The 21,226-nt window shown below is 42.2% G+C and carries 21 protein-coding genes; all 21 read left to right on the forward strand.

Translation table 11 applies throughout. The features are described from left to right. Position 1 precedes the first annotated feature (1 nt). The 21 genes from fliR (at position 2) to proS (ending at position 21,206) form a co-directional block, all read left to right on the forward strand. A complete protein-coding gene (gene fliR / locus AC0OMA_RS08990; RefSeq protein WP_474222049.1) occupies positions 2 to 781 on the forward strand; it encodes a flagellar biosynthetic protein FliR in 780 nt (259 codons plus the stop codon). Then, the gene (gene flhB / locus AC0OMA_RS08995; protein ID WP_015483227.1) at positions 781 to 1,863 is read left to right on the forward strand and encodes a flagellar biosynthesis protein FlhB; all 1,083 of its coding nucleotides are present in this window, start codon (positions 781 to 783) and stop codon (positions 1,861 to 1,863) included. Before fliR ends, flhB begins: the two co-directional genes overlap by 1 nt. Positions 1,864 to 1,895: 32 nt before the next feature. Then, positions 1,896 to 3,929: a flagellar biosynthesis protein FlhA gene (gene flhA / locus AC0OMA_RS09000; protein WP_003231947.1), complete on the forward strand. Its 2,034-nt coding sequence runs from the start codon at positions 1,896 to 1,898 to the stop codon at positions 3,927 to 3,929. Beyond that, on the forward strand, positions 3,929 to 5,029 hold the full coding sequence (gene flhF, locus AC0OMA_RS09005; RefSeq protein WP_322839620.1) for a flagellar biosynthesis protein FlhF: 1,101 nt from the start codon (positions 3,929 to 3,931) through the stop codon (positions 5,027 to 5,029). The genes flhA and flhF overlap by 1 nt, the downstream gene beginning before the upstream one ends. Then, positions 5,020 to 5,916, forward strand: a complete 897-nt coding sequence (gene flhG, locus AC0OMA_RS09010; protein WP_181219165.1) for a flagellum location/number ATPase FlhG — start codon at positions 5,020 to 5,022, stop codon at positions 5,914 to 5,916. The genes flhF and flhG overlap by 10 nt, the downstream gene beginning before the upstream one ends. Before the next feature lies 1 nt (position 5,917). Further along, positions 5,918 to 6,991: a protein-glutamate O-methylesterase CheB gene (gene cheB / locus AC0OMA_RS09015; protein ID WP_014476816.1), complete on the forward strand. Its 1,074-nt coding sequence runs from the start codon at positions 5,918 to 5,920 to the stop codon at positions 6,989 to 6,991. A 5-nt stretch (positions 6,992 to 6,996) separates the two neighbouring features. Continuing rightward, positions 6,997 to 9,015 (forward strand): chemotaxis protein CheA, encoded by a 2,019-nt coding sequence (cheA, locus tag AC0OMA_RS09020; RefSeq protein ID WP_181219167.1) that lies wholly within the window; start codon positions 6,997 to 6,999, stop codon positions 9,013 to 9,015. Positions 9,016 to 9,036: 21 nt separating this feature from the next. Continuing rightward, a complete protein-coding gene (gene cheW / locus AC0OMA_RS09025; RefSeq protein ID WP_003231938.1) occupies positions 9,037 to 9,507 on the forward strand; it encodes a chemotaxis protein CheW in 471 nt (156 codons plus the stop codon). 18 nt (positions 9,508 to 9,525) lie between these two features. Beyond that, positions 9,526 to 10,155 (forward strand): CheY-P phosphatase CheC, encoded by a 630-nt coding sequence (gene cheC, locus AC0OMA_RS09030; RefSeq protein ID WP_003231935.1) that lies wholly within the window; start codon positions 9,526 to 9,528, stop codon positions 10,153 to 10,155. After that, positions 10,152 to 10,652, forward strand: coding sequence for a chemoreceptor glutamine deamidase CheD (gene cheD, locus AC0OMA_RS09035; protein ID WP_003244852.1), 501 nt, complete (start codon positions 10,152 to 10,154; stop codon positions 10,650 to 10,652). Before cheC ends, cheD begins: the two co-directional genes overlap by 4 nt. A 22-nt stretch (positions 10,653 to 10,674) precedes the next feature. Continuing rightward, positions 10,675 to 11,439 (forward strand): RNA polymerase sigma-28 factor SigD, encoded by a 765-nt coding sequence (gene sigD / locus AC0OMA_RS09040; protein ID WP_032725704.1) that lies wholly within the window; start codon positions 10,675 to 10,677, stop codon positions 11,437 to 11,439. A 28-nt stretch (positions 11,440 to 11,467) separates the two neighbouring features. Continuing rightward, positions 11,468 to 11,971 carry a swarming motility protein SwrB gene (gene swrB, locus AC0OMA_RS09045; protein ID WP_474222051.1) on the forward strand — a complete coding sequence of 168 codons (504 nt, stop codon included), beginning with the start codon at positions 11,468 to 11,470 and terminating at the stop codon, positions 11,969 to 11,971. Positions 11,972 to 12,114: 143 nt separating this feature from the next. Beyond that, the gene (gene rpsB, locus AC0OMA_RS09050) at positions 12,115 to 12,855 is read left to right on the forward strand and encodes a 30S ribosomal protein S2 (RefSeq protein ID WP_003220918.1); all 741 of its coding nucleotides are present in this window, start codon (positions 12,115 to 12,117) and stop codon (positions 12,853 to 12,855) included. Between the two features lie 101 nt (positions 12,856 to 12,956). Beyond that, the gene (gene tsf / locus AC0OMA_RS09055) at positions 12,957 to 13,838 is read left to right on the forward strand and encodes a translation elongation factor Ts (protein ID WP_003231929.1); all 882 of its coding nucleotides are present in this window, start codon (positions 12,957 to 12,959) and stop codon (positions 13,836 to 13,838) included. Positions 13,839 to 13,983: 145 nt separating this feature from the next. Beyond that, positions 13,984 to 14,706: a UMP kinase gene (pyrH, locus tag AC0OMA_RS09060; protein WP_474222052.1), complete on the forward strand. Its 723-nt coding sequence runs from the start codon at positions 13,984 to 13,986 to the stop codon at positions 14,704 to 14,706. A gap of 1 nt (position 14,707) precedes the next feature. Continuing rightward, positions 14,708 to 15,265: a ribosome recycling factor gene (gene frr, locus AC0OMA_RS09065; RefSeq protein ID WP_003231927.1), complete on the forward strand. Its 558-nt coding sequence runs from the start codon at positions 14,708 to 14,710 to the stop codon at positions 15,263 to 15,265. Between the two features lie 130 nt (positions 15,266 to 15,395). Continuing rightward, the gene (locus AC0OMA_RS09070) at positions 15,396 to 16,178 is read left to right on the forward strand and encodes an isoprenyl transferase (protein ID WP_121591803.1); all 783 of its coding nucleotides are present in this window, start codon (positions 15,396 to 15,398) and stop codon (positions 16,176 to 16,178) included. A 3-nt stretch (positions 16,179 to 16,181) separates the two neighbouring features. Continuing rightward, positions 16,182 to 16,991, forward strand: a complete 810-nt coding sequence (cdsA, locus tag AC0OMA_RS09075; RefSeq protein WP_003231924.1) for a phosphatidate cytidylyltransferase — start codon at positions 16,182 to 16,184, stop codon at positions 16,989 to 16,991. Positions 16,992 to 17,052: 61 nt separating this feature from the next. Beyond that, positions 17,053 to 18,204: a 1-deoxy-D-xylulose-5-phosphate reductoisomerase gene (gene dxr, locus AC0OMA_RS09080; protein WP_003245155.1), complete on the forward strand. Its 1,152-nt coding sequence runs from the start codon at positions 17,053 to 17,055 to the stop codon at positions 18,202 to 18,204. 6 nt (positions 18,205 to 18,210) lie between these two features. Next, positions 18,211 to 19,479 (forward strand): RIP metalloprotease RseP, encoded by a 1,269-nt coding sequence (gene rseP / locus AC0OMA_RS09085; RefSeq protein WP_010886508.1) that lies wholly within the window; start codon positions 18,211 to 18,213, stop codon positions 19,477 to 19,479. Positions 19,480 to 19,511: 32 nt separating this feature from the next. Beyond that, positions 19,512 to 21,206 carry a proline--tRNA ligase gene (proS, locus tag AC0OMA_RS09090; RefSeq protein WP_015383678.1) on the forward strand — a complete coding sequence of 565 codons (1,695 nt, stop codon included), beginning with the start codon at positions 19,512 to 19,514 and terminating at the stop codon, positions 21,204 to 21,206. The last annotated feature ends 20 nt before the right edge of the window (positions 21,207 to 21,226 follow it).

A 21,226-nucleotide genomic window follows, 5' to 3' on the forward strand; every position in this document is an offset into this window, starting at 1 on the left:
GATGAATTCAATTATTGACTTATTTCCTGCTTTTTTATTGGTTTTTATTAGAATCTCTGCTTTTTTTGTAACGATTCCGCTATTTGGACATCGAAATGTGCCAGCTGTTCATCGCATAGGATTTGCTTTTTTTCTTGCGGTCATTTGTTTCAGCACCATTGATAAACCGCCCTCTTTGGAGATAGATGAGCACTATATGCTCTTGGCGTTTAAAGAAGCTTTGGTCGGCCTTTGTCTGGGTTTAATTGCTTATTTGATGATTGCTGCAGTGCAGATTGCCGGCTCGTTTATTGATTTTCAAATGGGATTTTCAATAGCAAACGTTATTGATCCGCAAACCGGTGCACAAAGTCCGTTGATTGGCCAGTTTATCTATACGATGGCACTTTTATTTATGCTGAGTGTCAATGCCCACCATTTGCTGCTGGACGGTATTTACTACAGCTTTCAGTATATTTCAGTTGATCAGGCATTTCCGAATTTCGGCGATGAAAAGTTTGCCTATTTTATCGCGAAAAGCTTTAATGCAATGTTTATTATCGCTTTTCAAATGTCAGCGCCGGTTGTGGCCAGTTTGTTTCTAGTTGATTTAGCATTAGGTATCGTGGCTCGAACTGTTCCGCAGTTAAATGTATTTGTGGTCGGTCTGCCTTTAAAGATCGCTGTCAGTTTCATCATGCTCATTGTATGTATGTCCGTTATCTTCGTCGTTGTCCGGAATGTTTTCAGTTTAACGATTGAAACGATGCGGAATCTTTTAGCATTGGTCGGTGTTTCTTAATGAAGCTTAGAGTTGACCTGCAGTTTTTTGCGGGAGAGAAGACAGAAAAAGCCACTCCGAAAAAACGGAAGGATACGCGAAAAAAAGGGCAAGTAGCCAAAAGCTCGGATGTCAATACCGCCATTTCTTTACTGGTAATATTCCTTTCGCTTATTGCAATTGGTCCGTATATGAGAGACAGGCTGCTGTCATTCATAGAAACATTTTATACCGAATCGCTCACAATGAAGCTCTCAGAATCAAATGTGCATACATTGTTTGTCAGCTTATTAAAGGATATGGGCATGATACTCGCACCGATCTTGCTTGTTGCTCTTGTTGCAGGAGTCGTAAGCAACTATATGCAGGTTGGGTTCTTATTTTCTGCTGAAGTGATACAGCCTAAGCTTGAAAAACTGGATCCGATCAAAGGCTTTAAACGAATATACAGTATGAGGGCGATTGTAGAGCTGATTAAATCAATTTTGAAAATCGTAGTCGTCGGTTTTGCGGCTTTTGCTGTGCTTTGGCTGCATTATGGAGAAATTCTCCGGCTTCCTCTCCTGACACCCGAAGAGGCACTTTCTTTCGTTTCAAAACTCACTTTGTGGATGGGACTAAGCGGTGCAGGTGCATTGTTGATTCTTGCTGGTCTCGACTATTTATATCAGAGATTTGACTATGAGAAAAATATCAAAATGTCAAAACAAGATATAAAAGATGAGTACAAAAAATCTGAAGGAGACCCGATTATCAAGTCTAAAATTAAACAAAGACAGCGGGAAATGGCGATGAGGCGGATGATGCAGGAAGTTCCAAAAGCAGATGTCATTATCACAAACCCGACTCACTATGCGATTGCTCTGAAATATGATGAAGAAAAAATGGACGCTCCTTATATTGTTGCAAAAGGCGTCGATCACCTTGCGTTAAAAATCAGGAAAATTGCTAAAGAGCATGATGTCATGATGGTAGAAAACAGACCGCTTGCCCGTGCGTTATATGATCAGGTAGAAATTGACCAGGCAGTGCCGGAAGAATTTTTTAAAGTTTTAGCAGAAATTCTGGCTTACGTATATAAAACAAAACAAAAAGTATATTGAATTTTTCGATTTAAAAGGAGAGAAAAAACAGCATGTCAACAAGAGATTTATCCGTTTTAATAAGTGTTGTCCTCATTGTGGCGATGCTGGTGATTCCATTTCCTCCATGGCTGTTAAGTATTTTGATCATTATTAATATTTCTCTTGCGTTGATCGTGCTTCTCACCACAATGAATATGCAGGAAGCGCTTCAGTTTTCGATTTTTCCGTCACTGTTGCTGCTTTTGACCCTATTTCGTTTGGGCTTGAACGTCTCAACTACCCGTTCAATTCTTTCACACGGTGAAGGAGGGAAAGTCGTCGAGACTTTCGGAAATTTCGTTGTCGGCGGAAATGTATTAGTTGGACTCGTTGTATTTATCATCCTTATTATTATTCAGTTTATCGTCATTACAAAAGGTGCTGAACGTGTTTCCGAGGTTGCAGCAAGGTTTACGCTGGACGCAATGCCAGGGAAGCAGATGAGTATTGATGCTGATTTAAACGCAGGGATGATTACCGAACAGGAAGCGAAGCATCGCCGCGAAAAAGTGGCAAGAGAAGCAGACTTTTATGGAGCAATGGACGGTGCCAGTAAATTTGTAAAAGGTGACGCCATTGCCGGAATCATCATTGTGATGATCAATATTATTTTCGGAATCGTGATCGGAATGCTTCAGCAGGGCATGTCCATTCAAGAAGCTGCTTCACACTTTACGATGCTGACTGTAGGGGATGGAATTGTTTCGCAAATCCCGGCACTGTTAATTTCTACAGCTACGGGTATTGTGGTCACAAGAGCTGCCTCTGAAGGAAACTTAGGGCATGACATTACAGGCCAGCTGTTTGCGTATCCAAAGCTTTTATACGTCGCAGCAGCTACGATCATGCTTTTAGGTATCTTCACTCCGATCGGCATCCTTCTGACGGGGCCGCTTGCGGGATTGCTTGCTTTTGGCGCATATACACTATCTAAATCAGGTAAGGAAAAAGAAGAAGTGGATGAGATTCTTGAGGAAGAGGCTGAGGTGGACGAGCTTAAAAGCCCTGAAAGTGTTGTTCAGCTTCTGCATATAGATCCGATAGAATTTGAGTTTGGATATGGCCTGATACCGCTTGCTGATGCCAATCAAGGCGGTGATTTATTAGACCGAATTGTTATGATACGCCGTCAGTTGGCTTTGGAACTCGGGCTTGTCATTCCTGTCGTGCGAATCAGAGATAATATAGCGTTGCAGCCTAATGAATACCGATTGAAAATTAAAGGAAACGAAGTAGCAAAAGGCGAGCTGTTGCTTGATCATTATTTAGCGATGTCGCCTACTCCTGAGGACGATCTCATTGAAGGGATTGAAACAGTGGAGCCTTCATTCGGACTGCCGGCTAAATGGATTAGCGAAGCGGTAAAGGATGAAGCCGACATGCTTGGTTATACAGTAGTTGATCCTGCATCAGTCGTTTCAACGCATATTACGGAGAAAATTAAGCAGCATGCCCACGAATTGATCGGAAGGCAGGAGACAAAACAGCTGATCGATCACTTGAAAGAATCGTATCCAGTCCTGGTTGAAGAGGTTACGCCGAATCCATTGTCTGTCGGTGATATTCAGAAAGTGCTTGCTAAGCTTTTAAAAGAGAAAGTTTCAATTCGAAACTTAGTAACGATTTTTGAAACACTTGCTGATTATGGGAAATTAACAACAGATTCTGATCTTTTGACAGAGTATACAAGACAAGCGCTTGCTAAACAAATTACAGCCCAGTTTGCCAAAGAAAATGAAGTGTTGAAGGTTGTTACTTGTTCGGGCCGTGTAGAAAAAGCAATAGCAGACGGTGTGCAGCAGACGGAACACGGGAACTATTTATCACTTGAACCAGATATTTCAGAAAGTATAGTGCGCTCTGTCGCTAAAGAAGCTGAACAGCTCTCATTACGTCAGGAAACCGCGATCCTTCTTTGCTCGCCGCCTGTCAGAATGTATGTGAAGCAGCTTCTGGAACGATACTTCCCTGATCTTCCGGTACTCTCTTATAACGAACTTGAGGCGAATGTTGAGGTACAAAGCATTGGAGTGGTGGATATTTAATGAAAATAAAAAAATTTACTGCTGCTTCAATGCAAGAAGCGGCACTTCTCATCAGAAAAGAGTTAGGTAATGAAGCGGTCATATTAAATTCGAAAAAAATTAAAAAGCGAAAATGGTTTGGCCTCGTCAACAAGCCTGCTGTTGAAGTAATCGCCGTATTGGATCAGGACTTTCTTGAGAAAAAAACGCCTCAGAAGGCAGCTGAACCGAAACAAACATTAAAAACTCCGGTCAGCAGTCCGAAAATAGAGGAGAGAACATCTCCCCCTCAAATTCCGGCGCAACAGGAGCTAGGTGATTTTTCAGCATATCAATCTGTACTTCCTGAGCCGCTGCGAAAAGCAGAAAAGCTTTTGCAAGAAACAGGGATCAAAGAGTCTACGAAAACGAACACTCTGAAAAAATTGCTTCGCTTCTCTGTTGAAGCAGGCGGCTTGACTGAAGAAAATGTTGTCGGCAAACTTCAGGAAATACTATGCGATATGCTGCCCTCAGCAGACAAGTGGCAGGAGCCAATTCATTCAAAATATATCGTTCTCTTTGGTTCAACAGGGGCTGGTAAAACAACTACACTGGCTAAACTCGCAGCCATATCTATGCTTGAAAAACATAAAAAAATCGCTTTTATTACAACAGATACGTATCGTATTGCAGCTGTTGAACAGTTGAAAACATACGCTGAACTGCTGCAGGCTCCTCTGGAAGTTTGCTATACAAAAGAAGAATTTCAGCAGGCGAAGGAGTTATTTTCTGAGTATGATCATGTGTTTGTTGATACAGCCGGAAGAAACTTCAAGGACCCGCAATACATTGATGAACTAAAAGAAACGATTCCTTTTGAGAGCAGCATTCAGTCATTTCTTGTTTTATCCGCGACTGCAAAATATGAAGATATGAAGCATATTGTCAAACGGTTTTCATCCGTCCCTGTCAATCAGTATATTTTTACGAAAATAGATGAAACGACTTCCTTAGGTTCTGTATTTAATATACTGGCAGAATCAAAAATAGGTGTTGGGTTTATGACAAACGGACAGAATGTGCCTGAGGATATACAGACCGTATCTCCACTTGGTTTTGTGAGGATGCTGTGCAGATGAACAGATATGACCAAGCAGCAACTTTACGGGCGAAAATGGAAAAACGTGAGCGCGTTCTGCCGATGGTTTATTCACAAAAAGCGAAGACACTTGCTGTCATCAGCGGCAAGGGCGGTGTCGGAAAATCCAATATTACCTTAAATATGGCACTTGCGCTGCAGGATAAAGATAAGAAGGTGCTGCTCATCGACCTTGATATCGGGATGGGAAACATTGATATATTAATGGGAAATTCATCGTCTGCCACGATAATCGATGTTTTAACCGATCGTAAGCCTTTGCTGCAGTCATTATCCGTTGGCCCAAAGGGTTTGCGGTATATATCAGGGGGAACCGGTCTGGATGTGATGTTTCAGCTCGATCAGAGAAAATGGACGTTTTTTGCCAATGAACTTTCTCATGCATTAAGCCAGTTCGATTATGTGCTGTTTGACATGGGAGCAGGCTTATCAAAAGATCAACTGCCTTTTATTTTATCAGCAGAAGATATTTTGATTATAACAACTCCCGAGCCGACGGCCATTATGGACGCATACAGCGCTGTCAAGCACTTGGTTTTGACAGAAAATAAGCTTTCAATGAAGGTGGCTGTCAATCGGTGCCGTGACCAAAAGGAAGGGCTTGACGCTTTTGCCCGCCTCTCCCGTACAATTCATATGTTTTTGGATGTTCAGGTTCAGTTTGCCGGTTCCGTTTCTGACGATGTGATCGTGAGCAAAGCGGTTGTCGAACAGGTTCCTTTTTTCATAAAAAGCCCTCAGGCAAAAGCCAGCCGGTCAGTCCGTATTTTAGCGGACGCCTTGTTTGAAAGAGAAGAAACGAGACACAAAGAAGACAAACAGACATTTATTGAGAAATTATCTTCTTTTTTAATGAGGAGGGCTTAATTTGATTCGTGTGCTTGTAGTTGATGATTCAGCTTTTATGAGAAAAATGATAAGTGATTTTCTGACCGAGGAAAAGCAGATAGAAGTAATCGGAACTGCGAGAAACGGAGAAGAAGCGCTTAAGAAGATTGAATTATTAAAACCGGATGTTATTACTCTTGATGTTGAAATGCCGGTCATGAATGGGACAGATACGCTCCGCAAAATTATTGAGATTTATAACTTGCCGGTCATTATGGTGTCGAGCCAGACCGAGAAAGGTAAAGAATGCACAATTAATTGTTTGGAGATCGGTGCCTTTGACTTTATCACAAAGCCATCAGGCTCAATATCTCTGGATCTATACAAAATTAAAGAACAATTAGTTGAGCGTGTCGTCGCGGCAGGACTTTCCGGCAAGCGGAAACGTCCTGTTTCCCAGACAGTTCGGCCCGAACCTATTGTGCGTGCTGTCGTTAAGCCTGAATTAAGCAAACCGAAACCTGGCACGGGCAGACAAATTGTGTGTATCGGCACATCAACAGGCGGTCCACGGGCGTTACAAAAGGTGATACCGAAGCTCCCTAAGGATTTGAACGCACCAGTGGTTGTCGTTCAGCACATGCCTGAAGGGTTTACTGCTTCTTTGGCTGATCGGCTGAATCATTTATCTGACATTCAGGTAAAAGAAGCAAAAGATGGTGAAGCAGCTCTTAACGGCTGTGTTTACATAGCACCGGGCGGAAAAAACATATCCGTTATTAAAAACAGCGAAGGACTCCAGATTGTGCTTGATAACCATGACACACCAAGCCGTCATAAACCATCTGCTGATTATTTATTCCGTTCTGTCGGGAAACTGACAGATTATGAAAAAGTAGCGGTTATCATGACCGGAATGGGCAGTGACGGCACTGCTGGGCTAAAGGACATGCTAACAGCCGGCAATGTGAAAGCCATTGCGGAGTCTGAAGAATCTTGTGTCGTATACGGGATGCCAAAAGCTGCTGTTAAAGCGGGTCTCATTCATGAGATTAAACATGTGGAAGATATCGCAGCATCCATCACAAGCTGTGTGAAAAAAGAGAGGGTGTGATTCAAATGGATATGAATCAGTATTTAGATGTCTTTATTGATGAGAGTAAAGAACATTTACAAACATGTAATGAAAAGCTTCTCCTTTTAGAGAAAGACCCGACTGATCTTCAGCTCGTACATGATATATTCAGGGCTGCCCATACATTAAAAGGAATGAGCGCAACGATGGGCTACACGGATTTAGCACATCTAACCCATCTGCTTGAAAACGTGCTGGATGCAATCCGAAACGGAGACATGGCAGTCACCTCAGACTGGCTGGATATTTTGTTTGAAGCTCTGGATCACCTAGAAGCAATGGTTCAGTCTATTATTGATGGCGGGGATGGTAAAAGAGATATCTCAGAAGTGAGTGCCAAGCTTGATGTGAATGGTGCGCACGCTGAATCCGCCGCCTCCGCAGAACCTGCAGAAGCACAGAGTTCAGCATCTGATTGGGAATATGATGAATTTGAACGCACAGTTATACAAGAAGCGGAGGAGCAAGGCTTCAAACGATATGAAATCAAGATTTCTCTGAACGAAAACTGTATGTTAAAAGCAGTTCGTGTCTATATGGTGTTTGAAAAACTAAATGAAGTCGGAGAAGTAGCCAAAACAATTCCAAGTGCTGAAGTGCTTGAAACAGAAGATTTTGGAACTGATTTTCAAGTTTGTTTCTTAACACATCAATCAACGGAAGACATTGAACAATTAATCAATGGCGTGTCGGAAATTGAGCATGTTGAAGTCATTCAAGGGGCTCCTTTAACATCAGCTGAAAAGCCTGAAGAATCTAAGCAAGAAGATTCACCAGCAGCAGCTGTACCTGCGAAGCAGGAGAAACAAAAACAGCCTGCTAAAAACGATGAACAGGCGAAGCATTCAGCCGGCGGATCTAAAACAATTCGTGTCAACATTGACAGGCTTGATTCTTTAATGAACTTATTTGAAGAGCTTGTCATTGACCGTGGGCGTCTCGAGCAGATTGCGAAAGAGCTTGAGCACAATGAACTGACTGAAACGGTTGAACGAATGACGAGAATTTCCGGAGATTTGCAATCGATTATTCTGAATATGAGGATGGTCCCGGTTGAAACTGTTTTTAACAGATTCCCGAGAATGATTCGCCAGCTTCAGAAAGAGCTGAATAAAAAAATTGAACTCTCGATCATCGGTGCGGAAACTGAACTGGATCGTACAGTAATTGATGAAATCGGAGATCCACTCGTTCACTTGATCAGAAACAGTATTGACCATGGTATCGAGGCGCCGGAAACACGTTTGCAAAAGGGAAAACCGGAATCAGGAAAAGTTGTGCTTAAAGCTTATCACAGCGGCAACCATGTCTTTATCGAAGTAGAGGATGACGGCGCAGGCCTTAATCGCAAAAAAATTCTGGAAAAAGCGCTTGAGCGCGGGGTCATAACGGAAAAAGAAGCTGAAACCTTAGAAGACAACCAAATTTACGAATTGATTTTTGCTCCGGGGTTCTCAACTGCTGACCAAATTTCTGATATTTCCGGCCGCGGTGTAGGACTTGACGTTGTAAAAAACAAACTGGAGTCTCTTGGCGGTTCAGTCAGTGTGAAATCAGCCGAGGGTCAAGGCTCTCTATTCAGCATCCAGCTGCCGCTTACCTTGTCTATTATTTCAGTTCTGCTGATTAAGTTGGAAGAAGAGACATTTGCCATTCCGATTTCTTCAATCATTGAGACAGCAGTTATTGACAGAAAAGACATTTTGCAAACGCATGACCGTGAAGTGATTGACTTTAGAGGGCATATTGTCCCTGTCGTTTATTTAAAAGAAGAGTTTAAAATAGAAGATACAAGAAAAGATGCGGAACAGCTCCATATCATTGTCGTGAAAAAAGGCGACAAACCTACTGCATTTGTGGTGGACTCCTTTATTGGCCAGCAGGAAGTTGTGCTGAAATCACTCGGAGATTATTTAACAAACGTCTTTGCAATTTCCGGAGCTACTATTTTAGGAGACGGAGAAGTAGCGCTCATTATTGATTGTAATGCACTGATTATTTAACCATTCGAGGAGGTGTCTCACATGACTGCAGAAATTAAAACAGGCGAAAAAATGATAGTCTTTATGGTAAATGGCAAAGAATATGCCATTTCCGTCACTCAGGTGAAATCAATTGAAAAATGGCAAAAGCCAACGAGGGTACCTGGCGTCGAACCATATATTTGCGGGGTAATCAATTTACGCGGGGTGGTGACTCCGGTTATTGATTTAAGAAAACGCCTGAATTTGCCAGAGTATGAAATTACCGATGAAACACGAATTATCATTATTGCTTATCGTGATATTGAAGTCGGCTGGATTGTGGATGAAGCGAACGATGTGATTACCGTACACGAAAGTGAAATAGAATCTGCTCCAGAAGGCGTTCAGAAAGATACGGATGTGTCGATCGAACAGATTGTGAAACAAGAGAACAGACTCTTAAATATTATTGATGCGAACGCGGTTTTGGATAAAGAATCATCTCAGTCCGCTGTGCCCGATCAAGCTTAATCTTAAAGGGGTTATGACATGAGTATTTTTAATGGAATCAAAGAAGAGCAGATGGACATTTTGCGGGAAGTCGGCAATATAGGCGCCGGCCACTCCGCCTCTGCAATGGCCCAGCTGTTAAATAGAAAGATAGATATGGAAGTCCCATTTGCAAAGCTGCTGTCTTTTGATGAGCTTGTTGATTTTTTCGGCGGCGCCGATGTCCCGGTTGCCAGCATCTTTTTAAGAATGGAAGGCGATTTAACGGGTTCAATGTTCTTTATAATGCCTTTTTTTCAGGCGGAGCAGTTTATCAGAGAGCTGATTGGAAACCCCGATTTTGACATAGAGGACTTAGGTGAAGACCACATGAGCTCATCCGCTTTGCATGAACTGGGCAATATTTTAGCGGGGTCATATTTAACAGCTTTGGCGGATTTGACGAAACTCCAGCTCTATCCAAGTGTTCCTGAAGTCTCTTTGGACATGTTCGGAGCAGTGATCAGCGAAGGGCTGATGGAGCTCAGTCAGGTTGGAGAACACGCCATTGTTGTCGACACGTCAATTTTTGACCAAAGCCATCAGCAGGAGCTGAAAGCGCATATGTTTATGCTGCCGGACTATGATTCATTTGAAAAGCTCTTTGTCGCCTTAGGTGCATCATTATGAGTACAACTGAGGCTGTTGTTATAAAGGTTGGGATTGCTGACGTGAAGATCGCCCGCTTCCCGGATACCATCCGGACCTCTGGTTTGGGCTCATGTGTGGGGCTGGTGCTTTATGATAAAGAAAAGCAAACGGCGGGTCTTGTTCATGTCATGCTTCCGGATTCGACGTTATCGAAAACTGCCGAGCTCAACCGGGCTAAGTACGCTGACACCGCCGTACAGACCACGATTGATATGCTGATAGAAGCGGGATGCCGGAAATTTGCATTAAAAGCAAAGCTGGCCGGCGGATCAGAGATGTTTAAATTTAAATCGACTAATGATTTGATGAAGATCGGACCGAGAAATGTATTAGCGATAAAAGAACAGCTGTCTTTATTTAATATTCCTATTATTAGTGAAGATACGGGCGGCTCAAGCGGCCGGACGATAGAATTTGAACCGAAGTCCTGCATGCTGCATATTCGAACTGTTAAACAAGGTGAAAAAACGATTTAATTAAGGTATTAGGGGGATAACAATGCAATCCTTGAATTATGAAGATCAGGTGCTTTGGACGCGCTGGAAAGAGTGGAAAGATCCTAAAGCCGGTGACGACTTAATGCGCCGTTACATGCCGCTTGTCACATATCATGTAGGCAGAATTTCTGTCGGACTGCCGAAATCAGTGCATAAAGACGATCTTATGAGCCTTGGTATGCTTGGTTTATATGATGCCCTTGAAAAATTTGACCCCAGCCGGGACTTAAAATTTGATACCTACGCCTCGTTTAGAATTCGCGGCGCAATCATAGACGGGCTTCGCAAAGAAGATTGGCTGCCCAGAACCTCGCGCGAAAAAACAAAAAAGGTTGAAGCAGCAATTGAAAAGCTTGAACAGCGGTATCTTCGCAATGTATCGCCCGCGGAAATTGCAGAGGAACTCGGAATGACGGTACAGGATGTCGTGTCAACAATGAATGAAGGTTTTTTTGCAAATCTGCTGTCAATTGATGAAAAGCTCCATGATCAAGATGACGGGGAAAACATTCAAGTCATGATCAGAGATGACAAAAATGTTCCGCCTGAAGAAAAGATTATGAAGGATGAACTGGTTGCACAGCTTGCGGAAAAAATTCACGAACTCTCTGAAAAAGAACAGCTGGTTGTCAGTTTGTTCTACAAAGAGGAGTTGACACTGACAGAAATCGGACAAGTATTAAATCTTTCTACGTCCCGCATATCTCAGATCCATTCAAAGGCATTATTTAAATTAAAGAATCTGCTGGAAAAAGTGATACAATAATGAATTTCATGGTTAGCGAGTGAAAAACATGTCAACACTATTATGGCTTTTAAGCTTTACGCTCCACGGCGTTCTTCTGTACGCTGTCATTATCCTGTATACGAGGCTCGCTGCAGTGAAAGAAACAGAAAAACAGCAAAAACAGATACTTGAAGAGACGGAAAACACCTTGGCGGCATTTCTGCTTGAATTAAAAGAAGAAAATGAGAAACTGATAGAAAATAAAGCTTCATCTGCAAGTCAATCAGATGAAGAATCCCAAAAGCCAGGCATTCAGACCTCTGAAACATATCAAGAGCGGGATCCAGTCCAAGAGGCAGAGAATCTTCCTGAACATATTGAAGGTCTGATTACAGAGGTTGACCGTCAGGAAGAGATCGTAAACAGTGAGGTCCAATCATTTGAAGACCAGGTCATAGAATTATATGAACAGGGATATTCGGCAAGTCAAATTGCCCAGAAAATGAAGAGCGGAAAGACAGAAATCGAGCTATTTTTAAAATTTCGCTCCAAAGGTGTAAAGGATTCTTGATTGTCGGATAAAGCTGTGTTATATTATGTCTTGGTGTTAAATACACACGCTTAACGATTTATGCAGAGGGTGCTGCAGGCGGCAGTTCTGCACAAAAATGACCTAAGCGGAGGAAAAAAACCATTATATTAGGAGGAAATAACATGTCAGTCATTTCTATGAAGCAATTGCTTGAAGCTGGTGTTCACTTCGGTCACCAAACACGCCGTTGGAACCCAAAAATGAAGCGTTACATTTTCACGGAGCGTAACGGAATCTACATCATTGACCTTCAAAAAACAGTCAAAAAAGTAGAGGAAGCTTACAACTTCACTAAAAATCTTGCTGCTGAAGGCGGAAAAATCCTTTTCGTCGGAACAAAAAAACAAGCTCAAGATTCTGTTAAAGAAGAAGCTCAACGCTCTGGCATGTACTATGTCAACCAACGCTGGTTGGGCGGTACATTAACAAACTTTGAAACAATCCAAAAACGTATTAAACGTCTTAAAGACATTGAAAAAATGCAAGAAAACGGTACGTTTGATGTACTTCCTAAAAAAGAAGTCGTTCAATTGAAAAAAGAATTAGAGCGTCTTGAAAAATTCCTAGGCGGAATTAAAGATATGAAGGATCTTCCTGATGCATTATTCATCATCGATCCTCGCAAAGAGCGCATCGCTGTTGCGGAAGCTCGCAAATTAAACATCCCTATCATCGGTATCGTAGATACTAACTGTGATCCAGATGAAATCGATGTTGTTATCCCAGCGAACGATGACGCTATCCGCGCTGTTAAACTTCTAACTTCTAAAATGGCAGATGCAATCTTAGAAGCGAAGCAAGGCGAAGAAGAAGCGGAAGTTGCTGAAGAAACTGCACCAGAAACAGAAACAACAACTGCGTAACCTATTCAAAAGGTGATAAGAGGGACTGCCTTTTATCACCTTTTTTCAAGAAAAATGTGTAATATACATACTCTTGTTTAAACATATAAGGAGGAATACAAATGGCAATTACTGCACAGCAAGTAAAAGAACTGCGTGAAAAAACTGGCGCGGGCATGATGGATTGTAAAAAAGCGTTAACTGAAACTGACGGAGATATGGACAAAGCAATTGACCTTTTAAGAGAAAAAGGGATTGCAAAAGCAGCGAAAAAAGCTGACCGTATCGCAGCAGAAGGTTCTACTCTTATTAAAACTGACGGCAACAAAGGCGTTATCCTAGAAGTAAACTCTGAAACTGATTTCGTTGCGAAAAACGAAGGCTTCAAAGAGCTTCTTAACACTTTAGCTGACCACCTTCTTGCAAACACGCCAGCAGATGTTGAAGAAGCAATGGGTCAAAAAATGGAAAATGGCTCAACTGTTGAAGAGTACATCACAAGCGCAGTTGCTAAAATCGGTGAGAAAATCACTCTTCGCCGCTTTACAGTTCTTACAAAAGACGACAGCTCTGCATTCGGTGCTTACCTTCACATGGGCGGCCGCATCGGTGTATTAACTGTTCTCAACGGTACAACTGATGAAGAAACTGCGAAAGATATCGCAATGCACGTTGCTGCAGTTAACCCTCGTTACATTTCTCGTGATCAAGTATCTGAAGAAGAAACAAATCATGAGCGTCAAATCTTAACTCAGCAAGCCCTCCAAGAAGGCAAACCTGAAAACATCGTAGCGAAAATGGTTGAAGGCCGTCTGAACAAATTCTTCGAAGAAATTTGTCTATTAGACCAAGCGTTCGTTAAAAACCCAGATGAAAAAGTGAAGCAAGTTATTGCAGCGAAAAACGCTACTGTTCAAACTTTTGTCCGCTATGAAGTTGGAGAAGGCATCGAAAAACGTCAAGAAAACTTTGCTGAAGAAGTAATGAACCAAGTGAAAAAATAATGGTGAAAAGATTTCGCGGCTAAGTCGCGTCTTTTCAGGCAGTATAGGGGACACATTTTGTGTTCCCTATTTTTAAAACTATATTTACAAACCTTTTTTTCTCTTGCATAATAGAAAACGGCAATGTTTACACTTGGAGGTTATCATGGAAAAACCAAAATACAAACGTATCGTATTAAAGCTTAGCGGAGAAGCATTGGCAGGAGAACAGGGAAATGGAATTAACCCGACTGTCATTCAATCCATTGCAAAGCAAGTGAAAGAAATCGCTGAGCTTGAAGTCGAAGTGGCTGTTGTAGTAGGCGGCGGCAACTTATGGCGTGGAAAAACAGGAAGTGACCTGGGCATGGACCGCGCGACTGCTGACTATATGGGAATGCTGGCGACAGTAATGAATTCGCTTGCTCTTCAAGACAGCTTGGAAACACTCGGAATCCAGTCCAGAGTGCAAACATCCATTGAAATGAGACAAGTTGCTGAACCGTACATAAGAAGAAAAGCGATACGCCACTTAGAGAAAAAACGTGTCGTTATTTTCGCTGCGGGCACAGGAAACCCATATTTCTCAACTGATACGACAGCTGCACTGCGGGCTGCTGAAATTGAGGCAGACGTTATTTTAATGGCTAAAAATAACGTTGACGGTGTGTATAATGCTGATCCTAGAAAAGATGAATCAGCTGTTAAGTATGAATCACTTTCTTATCTTGACGTTCTTAAAGACGGCCTGGAAGTCATGGATTCAACAGCTTCCTCTTTATGCATGGACAATGACATTCCGCTTATCGTCTTTTCTATTATGGAAGAAGGAAATATCAAACGTGTTGTTATCGGTGAATCAATCGGAACGATCGTGAGGGGGAAATAACGTGTCAAAAGAAGTATTAACTCAAACAAAAGAAAAAATGGAAAAAGCAATTGCTGCTTATCAGCGCGAATTGGCTACTGTACGCGCAGGCCGTGCAAATCCATCATTATTAGATAAAGTAACGGTTGAATATTACGGAGCGCAGACACCTTTAAATCAGTTGTCTTCTATTAACGTGCCTGAAGCTCGTATGCTCGTTATTACGCCATACGACAAAACAGCAATCGGCGATATCGAAAAAGCGATTTTAAAAGCTGATTTAGGTCTTACACCAACAAGTGATGGCAATATGATTCGAATTGCAATTCCGGCACTAACAGAAGAGAGACGGAAAGAATTAGTGAAAGTTGTAAAAAAATATGCTGAAGAAGCAAAAGTAGCTGTTCGTAACGTTCGCCGTGATGCTAACGATGATCTCAAAAAACTTGAGAAAAACGGAGACATTACTGAGGATGAACTGCGTGCTTCCACTGAAGACGTTCAAAAACTGACAGATGAATATGTGTCAAAAATTGACAGTGTCACAAAAGACAAAGAAAAAGAAATCATGGAAGTTTAATGAAAAACTATGTACAATAGATAATAGTGAAAAGACCCTCTCATGTTTACAGGGGGTTTTTTTGTTAATACTGTTGATTACATTGATTATCAGCAGGGAATGTAACCTTTTTGGGTGACGGAGGAATCTCATGCTCAACATACTCAAAAATTGGAAGAATCAGCAAACTGCGGCTTCCAACTTAGAACGTTATACAAAAGAAGACATACTTAAGGGAGAAATTCCCGAACACATCGCCATTATCATGGATGGAAATGGCCGTTGGGCTAAAAAACGCTCTCTTCCCAGAATTGCAGGCCACCATGAAGGGATGAAGGTGGTAAAAAGGACCACAAAGCTCGCAAACGAATTAGGTGTCAAAGTACTGACATTGTATGCATTTTCAACAGAAAACTGGAAAAGACCGAAAATGGAAGTCGATTTTTTAATGAAGCTTCCGGAAGAATTTTTGAATACGTATCTTCCAGAGCTTGTTGAGGAAAATGTACAGGTTCGGATCATTGGGGATGAAACGGCTTTGCCGGCGCACACATTACGTGCGATTGAAAAAGCTGTACAGGACACGGCGCAAAACGACGGAATGATCCTTAATTTTGCTCTTAACTATGGAGGCCGTACTGAAATTGTCAGTGCTGCAAAATCACTCGCGGAAAAAGTGAAGGAAGGCTCTTTGAATGTTGAAGACATTGATGAATCGCTTTTTTCTACTTATTTGATGACTGAATCTTTGCAGGATCCTGAACTTTTAATTCGAACGAGCGGCGAGATAAGGCTGAGTAATTTTATGCTATGGCAGGTTGCCTACAGTGAATTTGTCTTTACTGACGTCTTGTGGCCTGACTTTAAAGAAGATCACTTCTTGCAGGCGTTAGGAGAGTTTCAGCAGAGAGGCCGGAGGTTTGGCGGAATTTAGAGGATGGTGGACATGAAACAAAGAATTTTGACAGGTGTTCTGGCAGCAATTGTATTTTTATTTTTGGTTATTGTCGGGAAATTGCCGTTCACCATATTAATTTATGCTATGGGCAGTGTGGCGCTTTTTGAACTTTTACGGATGAAAAAGCTGAAGCTGGTTTCACTGCCGGGTTTGATCGGCCTTTTATTATTGTGGATGTTCTTATTGCCAAGCCAGTATTCGTTTTTTGAAGCGGACGGAATTTCCAAAATGGAAATCGCTTTATTTGCGGTACTGCTATTGCTGACTTACACAGTGTTGGTCAAGAACACCTTTACTTTTGATGAAGTCGGGTTTATTACGCTTGCAGCAATTTACATCGGAATGTGTTTTCATTATTTTATCGAAATCAGAAATCTTGACCAATACGGATTAACATACATTTTTTATGCGTGTGTTGTCATTTGGTCCACCGATTCCGGTGCCTATTTTGTCGGTAAATCGCTTGGGAAGCGGAAACTGTGGCCTGAAATCAGTCCGAATAAAACAGTGGAAGGGTTTGCAGGCGGAATTGTCATCGCACTTGTATTGGCGACGATTTTTCAGCTTGTTGCACAACTTCCGATCCCGTATATCTATCTGCTGTTGATCACGCTGTTTTTGTCTGTTTTTGGACAACTGGGAGATTTAGTGGAATCCGCGTTGAAAAGACATTACGATGTAAAGGATTCTGGGAATATTCTTCCCGGGCATGGCGGTATATTAGACCGTTTTGACAGTTTCTTGTTTGTCATGCCTTTCTTGTACTTTCTGCTTGCCCTTTTTTCATAAAAAAGTCTAATATGAATATGAGACTGATCACGCAGCAATAAGAATAGGAGTAGTGGCAACTTTGAAAAATATTTGTCTTTTAGGAGCAACAGGATCAATCGGCGAACAGACTCTTGATGTACTGCGTGCACATCAAGATCAATTTCAGCTGGTATCTATGTCGTTTGGCAGAAATATTGATAAGGCCGTTCCAATGATTGAGGTCTTTCAGCCGAAGTTTGTCTCTGTCGGTGATCTGGATACATATCATAAATTAAAACAAATGTCTTTTTCTTTTGAATGCCAAATTGGGCTGGGAGAAGAAGGACTGATAGAAGCAGCAGTGATGGAGGAGGTTGACATTGTTGTCAACGCTTTGCTTGGAAGCGTCGGTCTTATCCCGACGTTAAAGGCAATTGAACAGAAAAAAACAATTGCGCTTGCAAATAAGGAAACTCTTGTCACTGCAGGGCATATAGTAAAAGAACATGCTAAGAAATATGATGTTCCGCTGCTGCCTGTTGACAGTGAGCATTCAGCCATTTTTCAAGCTCTTCAAGGCGAACAGGCTAAAAACATTGAACGCCTCATCATTACGGCATCCGGCGGAAGTTTTCGGGACAAGACACGGGAGGAGCTCGAATCAGTAACAGTTGAAGATGCATTAAAACATCCAAACTGGTCAATGGGTGCAAAAATTACAATTGATTCGGCTACAATGATGAATAAGGGATTAGAGGTGATCGAGGCACACTGGCTTTTCGATATACCTTATGAACAAATTGATGTGGTTTTACATAAGGAGAGCATCATCCATTCAATGGTTGAGTTCCATGATAAAAGTGTGATCGCACAGCTCGGAACTCCGGATATGAGAGTCCCCATTCAATATGCGCTCACTTATCCTGACCGATTGCCATTACCAGATGCGAAAAGGCTTGAATTATGGGAAATCGGCAGCCTTCATTTTGAGAAAGCTGATTTTGACAGGTTCCGATGCTTACAATTTGCTTTTGAATCAGGTAAAATAGGAGGAACAATGCCGACAGTGCTAAATGCAGCAAATGAAGTAGCTGTCGCTGCCTTTTTAGCTGGCAAGATACCGTTTTTGGCTATTGAAGACTGTATCGAAAAGGCACTAACCCGCCATCAATTACTGAAAAAACCGAGCCTGGCGGACATTCAAGAAGTGGACAAAGATACCCGGGGATACGTCAATTCAATACTCACATAAGGTGGTATGTTCGTGAATACAGTTATAGCGTTTATCATTATTTTCGGAACGCTCGTTTTCTTCCATGAACTGGGCCATTTATTGCTAGCCCAAAGAGCGGGAATTCTCTGCCGTGAATTTGCGATCGGCTTCGGTCCAAAGATTTTTTCTTTCAAAAAAAATGAAACAGTTTATACGATCAGGCTGCTTCCGGTCGGCGGATTTGTTCGTATGGCCGGCGAAGATCCGGAAATGATTGAGGTGAAACCCGGATACACGGTCGGGCTTCTGTTTAATAAAGAAGATCAAGTTGAGAAAGTCATCATCAATCAAAAGGAAAAATATCCGGATGCTTTAGTCATTGAAGTGGAAACAGCTGATCTAGAGCATGACATGAAGATCACCGGTTATGAACAGGGGAAAGAGGACGAACTTTCCAGCTTTACTGTCAGCGAAACATCCTTTTTTATTGTAGATGGAGAAGAAGTGCAGATTGCGCCGTATAATCGCCAATTTGGTTCCAAACCTGTGTGGCAGCGGATTAAAGCAATTGCTGCAGGGCCGATTATGAACTTTATTTTAGCTTACGTCATTTTAGTGATGCTTGGGCTGATTCAAGGCGTACCGTCAAATGAACCTATGCTCGGGCAGTTGACAGACAATGGACGGGCGGCTGAAGCAGGGTTAAAAGAAGGGGATTATATCCAAAGCATTAACGGAGAGAAAATGAGGTCTTGGACTGACATTGTCTCCGCTGTAAAAGAAAACCCGGAGAAAGAAATGGACGTTGCAGTAAAAAGAGATAACAAAACGCTTCATATTTCAGTGACTCCGGAAGCTGTTAAAGATGAGAACAAAAAAACAATCGGACGTTTCGGTTCCTATGCGCCGACTGAAAAAGGCGTACTCTCAGCGGTTGCTTACGGCGCGACATCAACAGTTGATGTCACCAAAGCGATTTTAACCAATCTGAGCAAATTAGTAACAGGCCAATTTAAACTCGATATGCTGTCAGGTCCTGTCGGCATATATGATATGACAGACCAAGTGGCGAAAACAGGGATCGTGAACTTATTTCAGTTTGCGGCGTTTTTAAGCATTAACCTTGGGATTGTCAACCTGCTTCCGATTCCGGCACTTGACGGAGGAAGACTGTTGTTTCTATTTATTGAAGCAATTCGGGGCAAACCGATTAACAGGGAAAAAGAAGCATTTGTTGTGTTTATCGGAGTAGCTTTTCTAATGCTTCTTATGCTGGTTGTCACATGGAACGATATCCAGCGGCTGTTTTTGTAAACGAAAAGTAAATCAATCAGAGGTGCGAAGAAATGAGACAAAGCTTGACGCTTATTCCTACGCTCCGTGAAGTTCCAGCTGATGCCGAAGCAAAAAGTCATCAGCTTCTTCTGAGAGCAGGATTTATCAGACAGAATACGAGCGGGGTATACAGCTATATGCCTCTTGCGTATAAGGTGATTCAAAACATTCAGCAGATTGTTCGAGAGGAAATGGAGAAAATTGATGCCGTAGAAATGCTTATGCCCGCATTGCAGCAGGCAGAGACATGGCAGGAATCAGGCAGATGGTATACGTATGGTCCCGAACTGATGAGACTAAAAGACCGTCATGGCCGTGAATTTGCTTTAGGGGCAACGCATGAAGAGGTTATCACTTCGCTTGTTCGCGATGAGGTTAAATCTTATAAGCGTCTCCCTCTGACTCTTTATCAAATTCAGTCTAAGTTCAGAGATGAAAAACGTCCTCGCTTCGGTTTGTTAAGAGGCCGCGAATTTATTATGAAGGATGCGTACTCTTTCCATGCATCTGCAGAGAGCCTGGATGAAACGTATCAAAAAATGTACGAGGCCTATTCTAATATTTTTGCCCGCTGCGGCATTAATGTAAGACCTGTTATCGCTGATTCAGGCGCAATGGGAGGAAAGGATACGCACGAATTTATGGCACTTTCTGCGATCGGAGAGGATACGATTGCGTATTCTGATGAATCACAGTACGCGGCTAATATCGAGATGGCTGAAGTTCTTCACCAGGAAGTTCCTTCAGATGAAGAGCCTAAAGCTCTAGAGAAGGTTCATACGCCTAACGTGAAAACAATCGAAGAACTGACTGCGTTCTTGCAGGTTTCGGCTGAAGCGTGCATTAAGTCAGTATTGTTTAAAGCTGATGACCGTTTTGTCTTAGTGCTTGTAAGAGGGGATCATGAAGTTAACGATATTAAAGTGAAAAACTTGCTTCATGCAGAAGTTGTAGAGCTTGCCACACATGAAGAGGTCATTCAGCAGCTCGGAACAGAGCCAGGCTTTGTAGGCCCTGTCGGTATTCATCAGGATGTGGAAGTATATGCTGATCAAGCTGTGAAAGCAATGGTCAATGCTGTTGCCGGGGCAAATGAAGGAGATTATCATTATAAAAATGTCAATGTGAATCGTGACGCGCAAATTAAAGAATTTGCTGATCTTCGTTTTATTAAAGAAGGTGATCCTTCACCAGACGGCAAGGGAACGATCCGTTTTGCTGAGGGAATCGAAGTCGGACAAGTCTTTAAACTCGGAACACGCTATTCAGAAGCGATGAATGCGACATATTTAGATGAAAACGGACGCGCGCAGCCAATGCTGATGGGCTGTTACGGAATCGGTGTGTCAAGAACGCTTTCTGCTATTGCTGAACAGCATCACGACGAAAAAGGATTAATATGGCCAAAAAGCGTTGCGCCGTACGATCTTCATATTCTTGCATTGAACATGAAAAACGATGGGCAAAGAGAGCTTGCTGAAAAGCTGTATGCCGATTTAAAAGCAGAAGGCTATGAAGTGCTCTATGACGACCGTGCTGAGCGTGCCGGCGTAAAATTCGCTGATTCAGATCTAATCGGCCTTCCAATCCGCATCACTGTCGGAAAACGGGCTGACGAAGGAATTGTCGAAGTGAAAATTCGTCAAACAGGTGAGTCAACTGAGATTTCAGTAGACGAATTATCTGCGTTTATCAGCAAGCAGTAATCACCATAACGATTTATCAA

The organism is Bacillus sp. AMCV2 (genome assembly GCF_056033925.1).

Coding starts and splice junctions, on each gene's coding strand:
- fliR (WP_474222049.1), top strand. CDS start 2: ATGAATTCAATTATTGACTTATTTCCTGCTTTTTTATTGGTTTTTATT.
- flhB (WP_015483227.1), top strand. CDS start 781: ATGAAGCTTAGAGTTGACCTGCAGTTTTTTGCGGGAGAGAAGACAGAA.
- flhA (WP_003231947.1), top strand. CDS start 1,896: ATGTCAACAAGAGATTTATCCGTTTTAATAAGTGTTGTCCTCATTGTG.
- flhF (WP_322839620.1), top strand. CDS start 3,929: ATGAAAATAAAAAAATTTACTGCTGCTTCAATGCAAGAAGCGGCACTT.
- cheA (WP_181219167.1), top strand. CDS start 6,997: ATGGATATGAATCAGTATTTAGATGTCTTTATTGATGAGAGTAAAGAA.
- cheW (WP_003231938.1), top strand. CDS start 9,037: ATGACTGCAGAAATTAAAACAGGCGAAAAAATGATAGTCTTTATGGTA.
- cheC (WP_003231935.1), top strand. CDS start 9,526: ATGAGTATTTTTAATGGAATCAAAGAAGAGCAGATGGACATTTTGCGG.
- cheD (WP_003244852.1), top strand. CDS start 10,152: ATGAGTACAACTGAGGCTGTTGTTATAAAGGTTGGGATTGCTGACGTG.
- sigD (WP_032725704.1), top strand. CDS start 10,675: ATGCAATCCTTGAATTATGAAGATCAGGTGCTTTGGACGCGCTGGAAA.
- swrB (WP_474222051.1), top strand. CDS start 11,468: ATGTCAACACTATTATGGCTTTTAAGCTTTACGCTCCACGGCGTTCTT.
- rpsB (WP_003220918.1), top strand. CDS start 12,115: ATGTCAGTCATTTCTATGAAGCAATTGCTTGAAGCTGGTGTTCACTTC.
- tsf (WP_003231929.1), top strand. CDS start 12,957: ATGGCAATTACTGCACAGCAAGTAAAAGAACTGCGTGAAAAAACTGGC.
- pyrH (WP_474222052.1), top strand. CDS start 13,984: ATGGAAAAACCAAAATACAAACGTATCGTATTAAAGCTTAGCGGAGAA.
- AC0OMA_RS09070 (WP_121591803.1), top strand. CDS start 15,396: ATGCTCAACATACTCAAAAATTGGAAGAATCAGCAAACTGCGGCTTCC.
- cdsA (WP_003231924.1), top strand. CDS start 16,182: ATGGTGGACATGAAACAAAGAATTTTGACAGGTGTTCTGGCAGCAATT.
- rseP (WP_010886508.1), top strand. CDS start 18,211: ATGTTCGTGAATACAGTTATAGCGTTTATCATTATTTTCGGAACGCTC.
- proS (WP_015383678.1), top strand. CDS start 19,512: ATGAGACAAAGCTTGACGCTTATTCCTACGCTCCGTGAAGTTCCAGCT.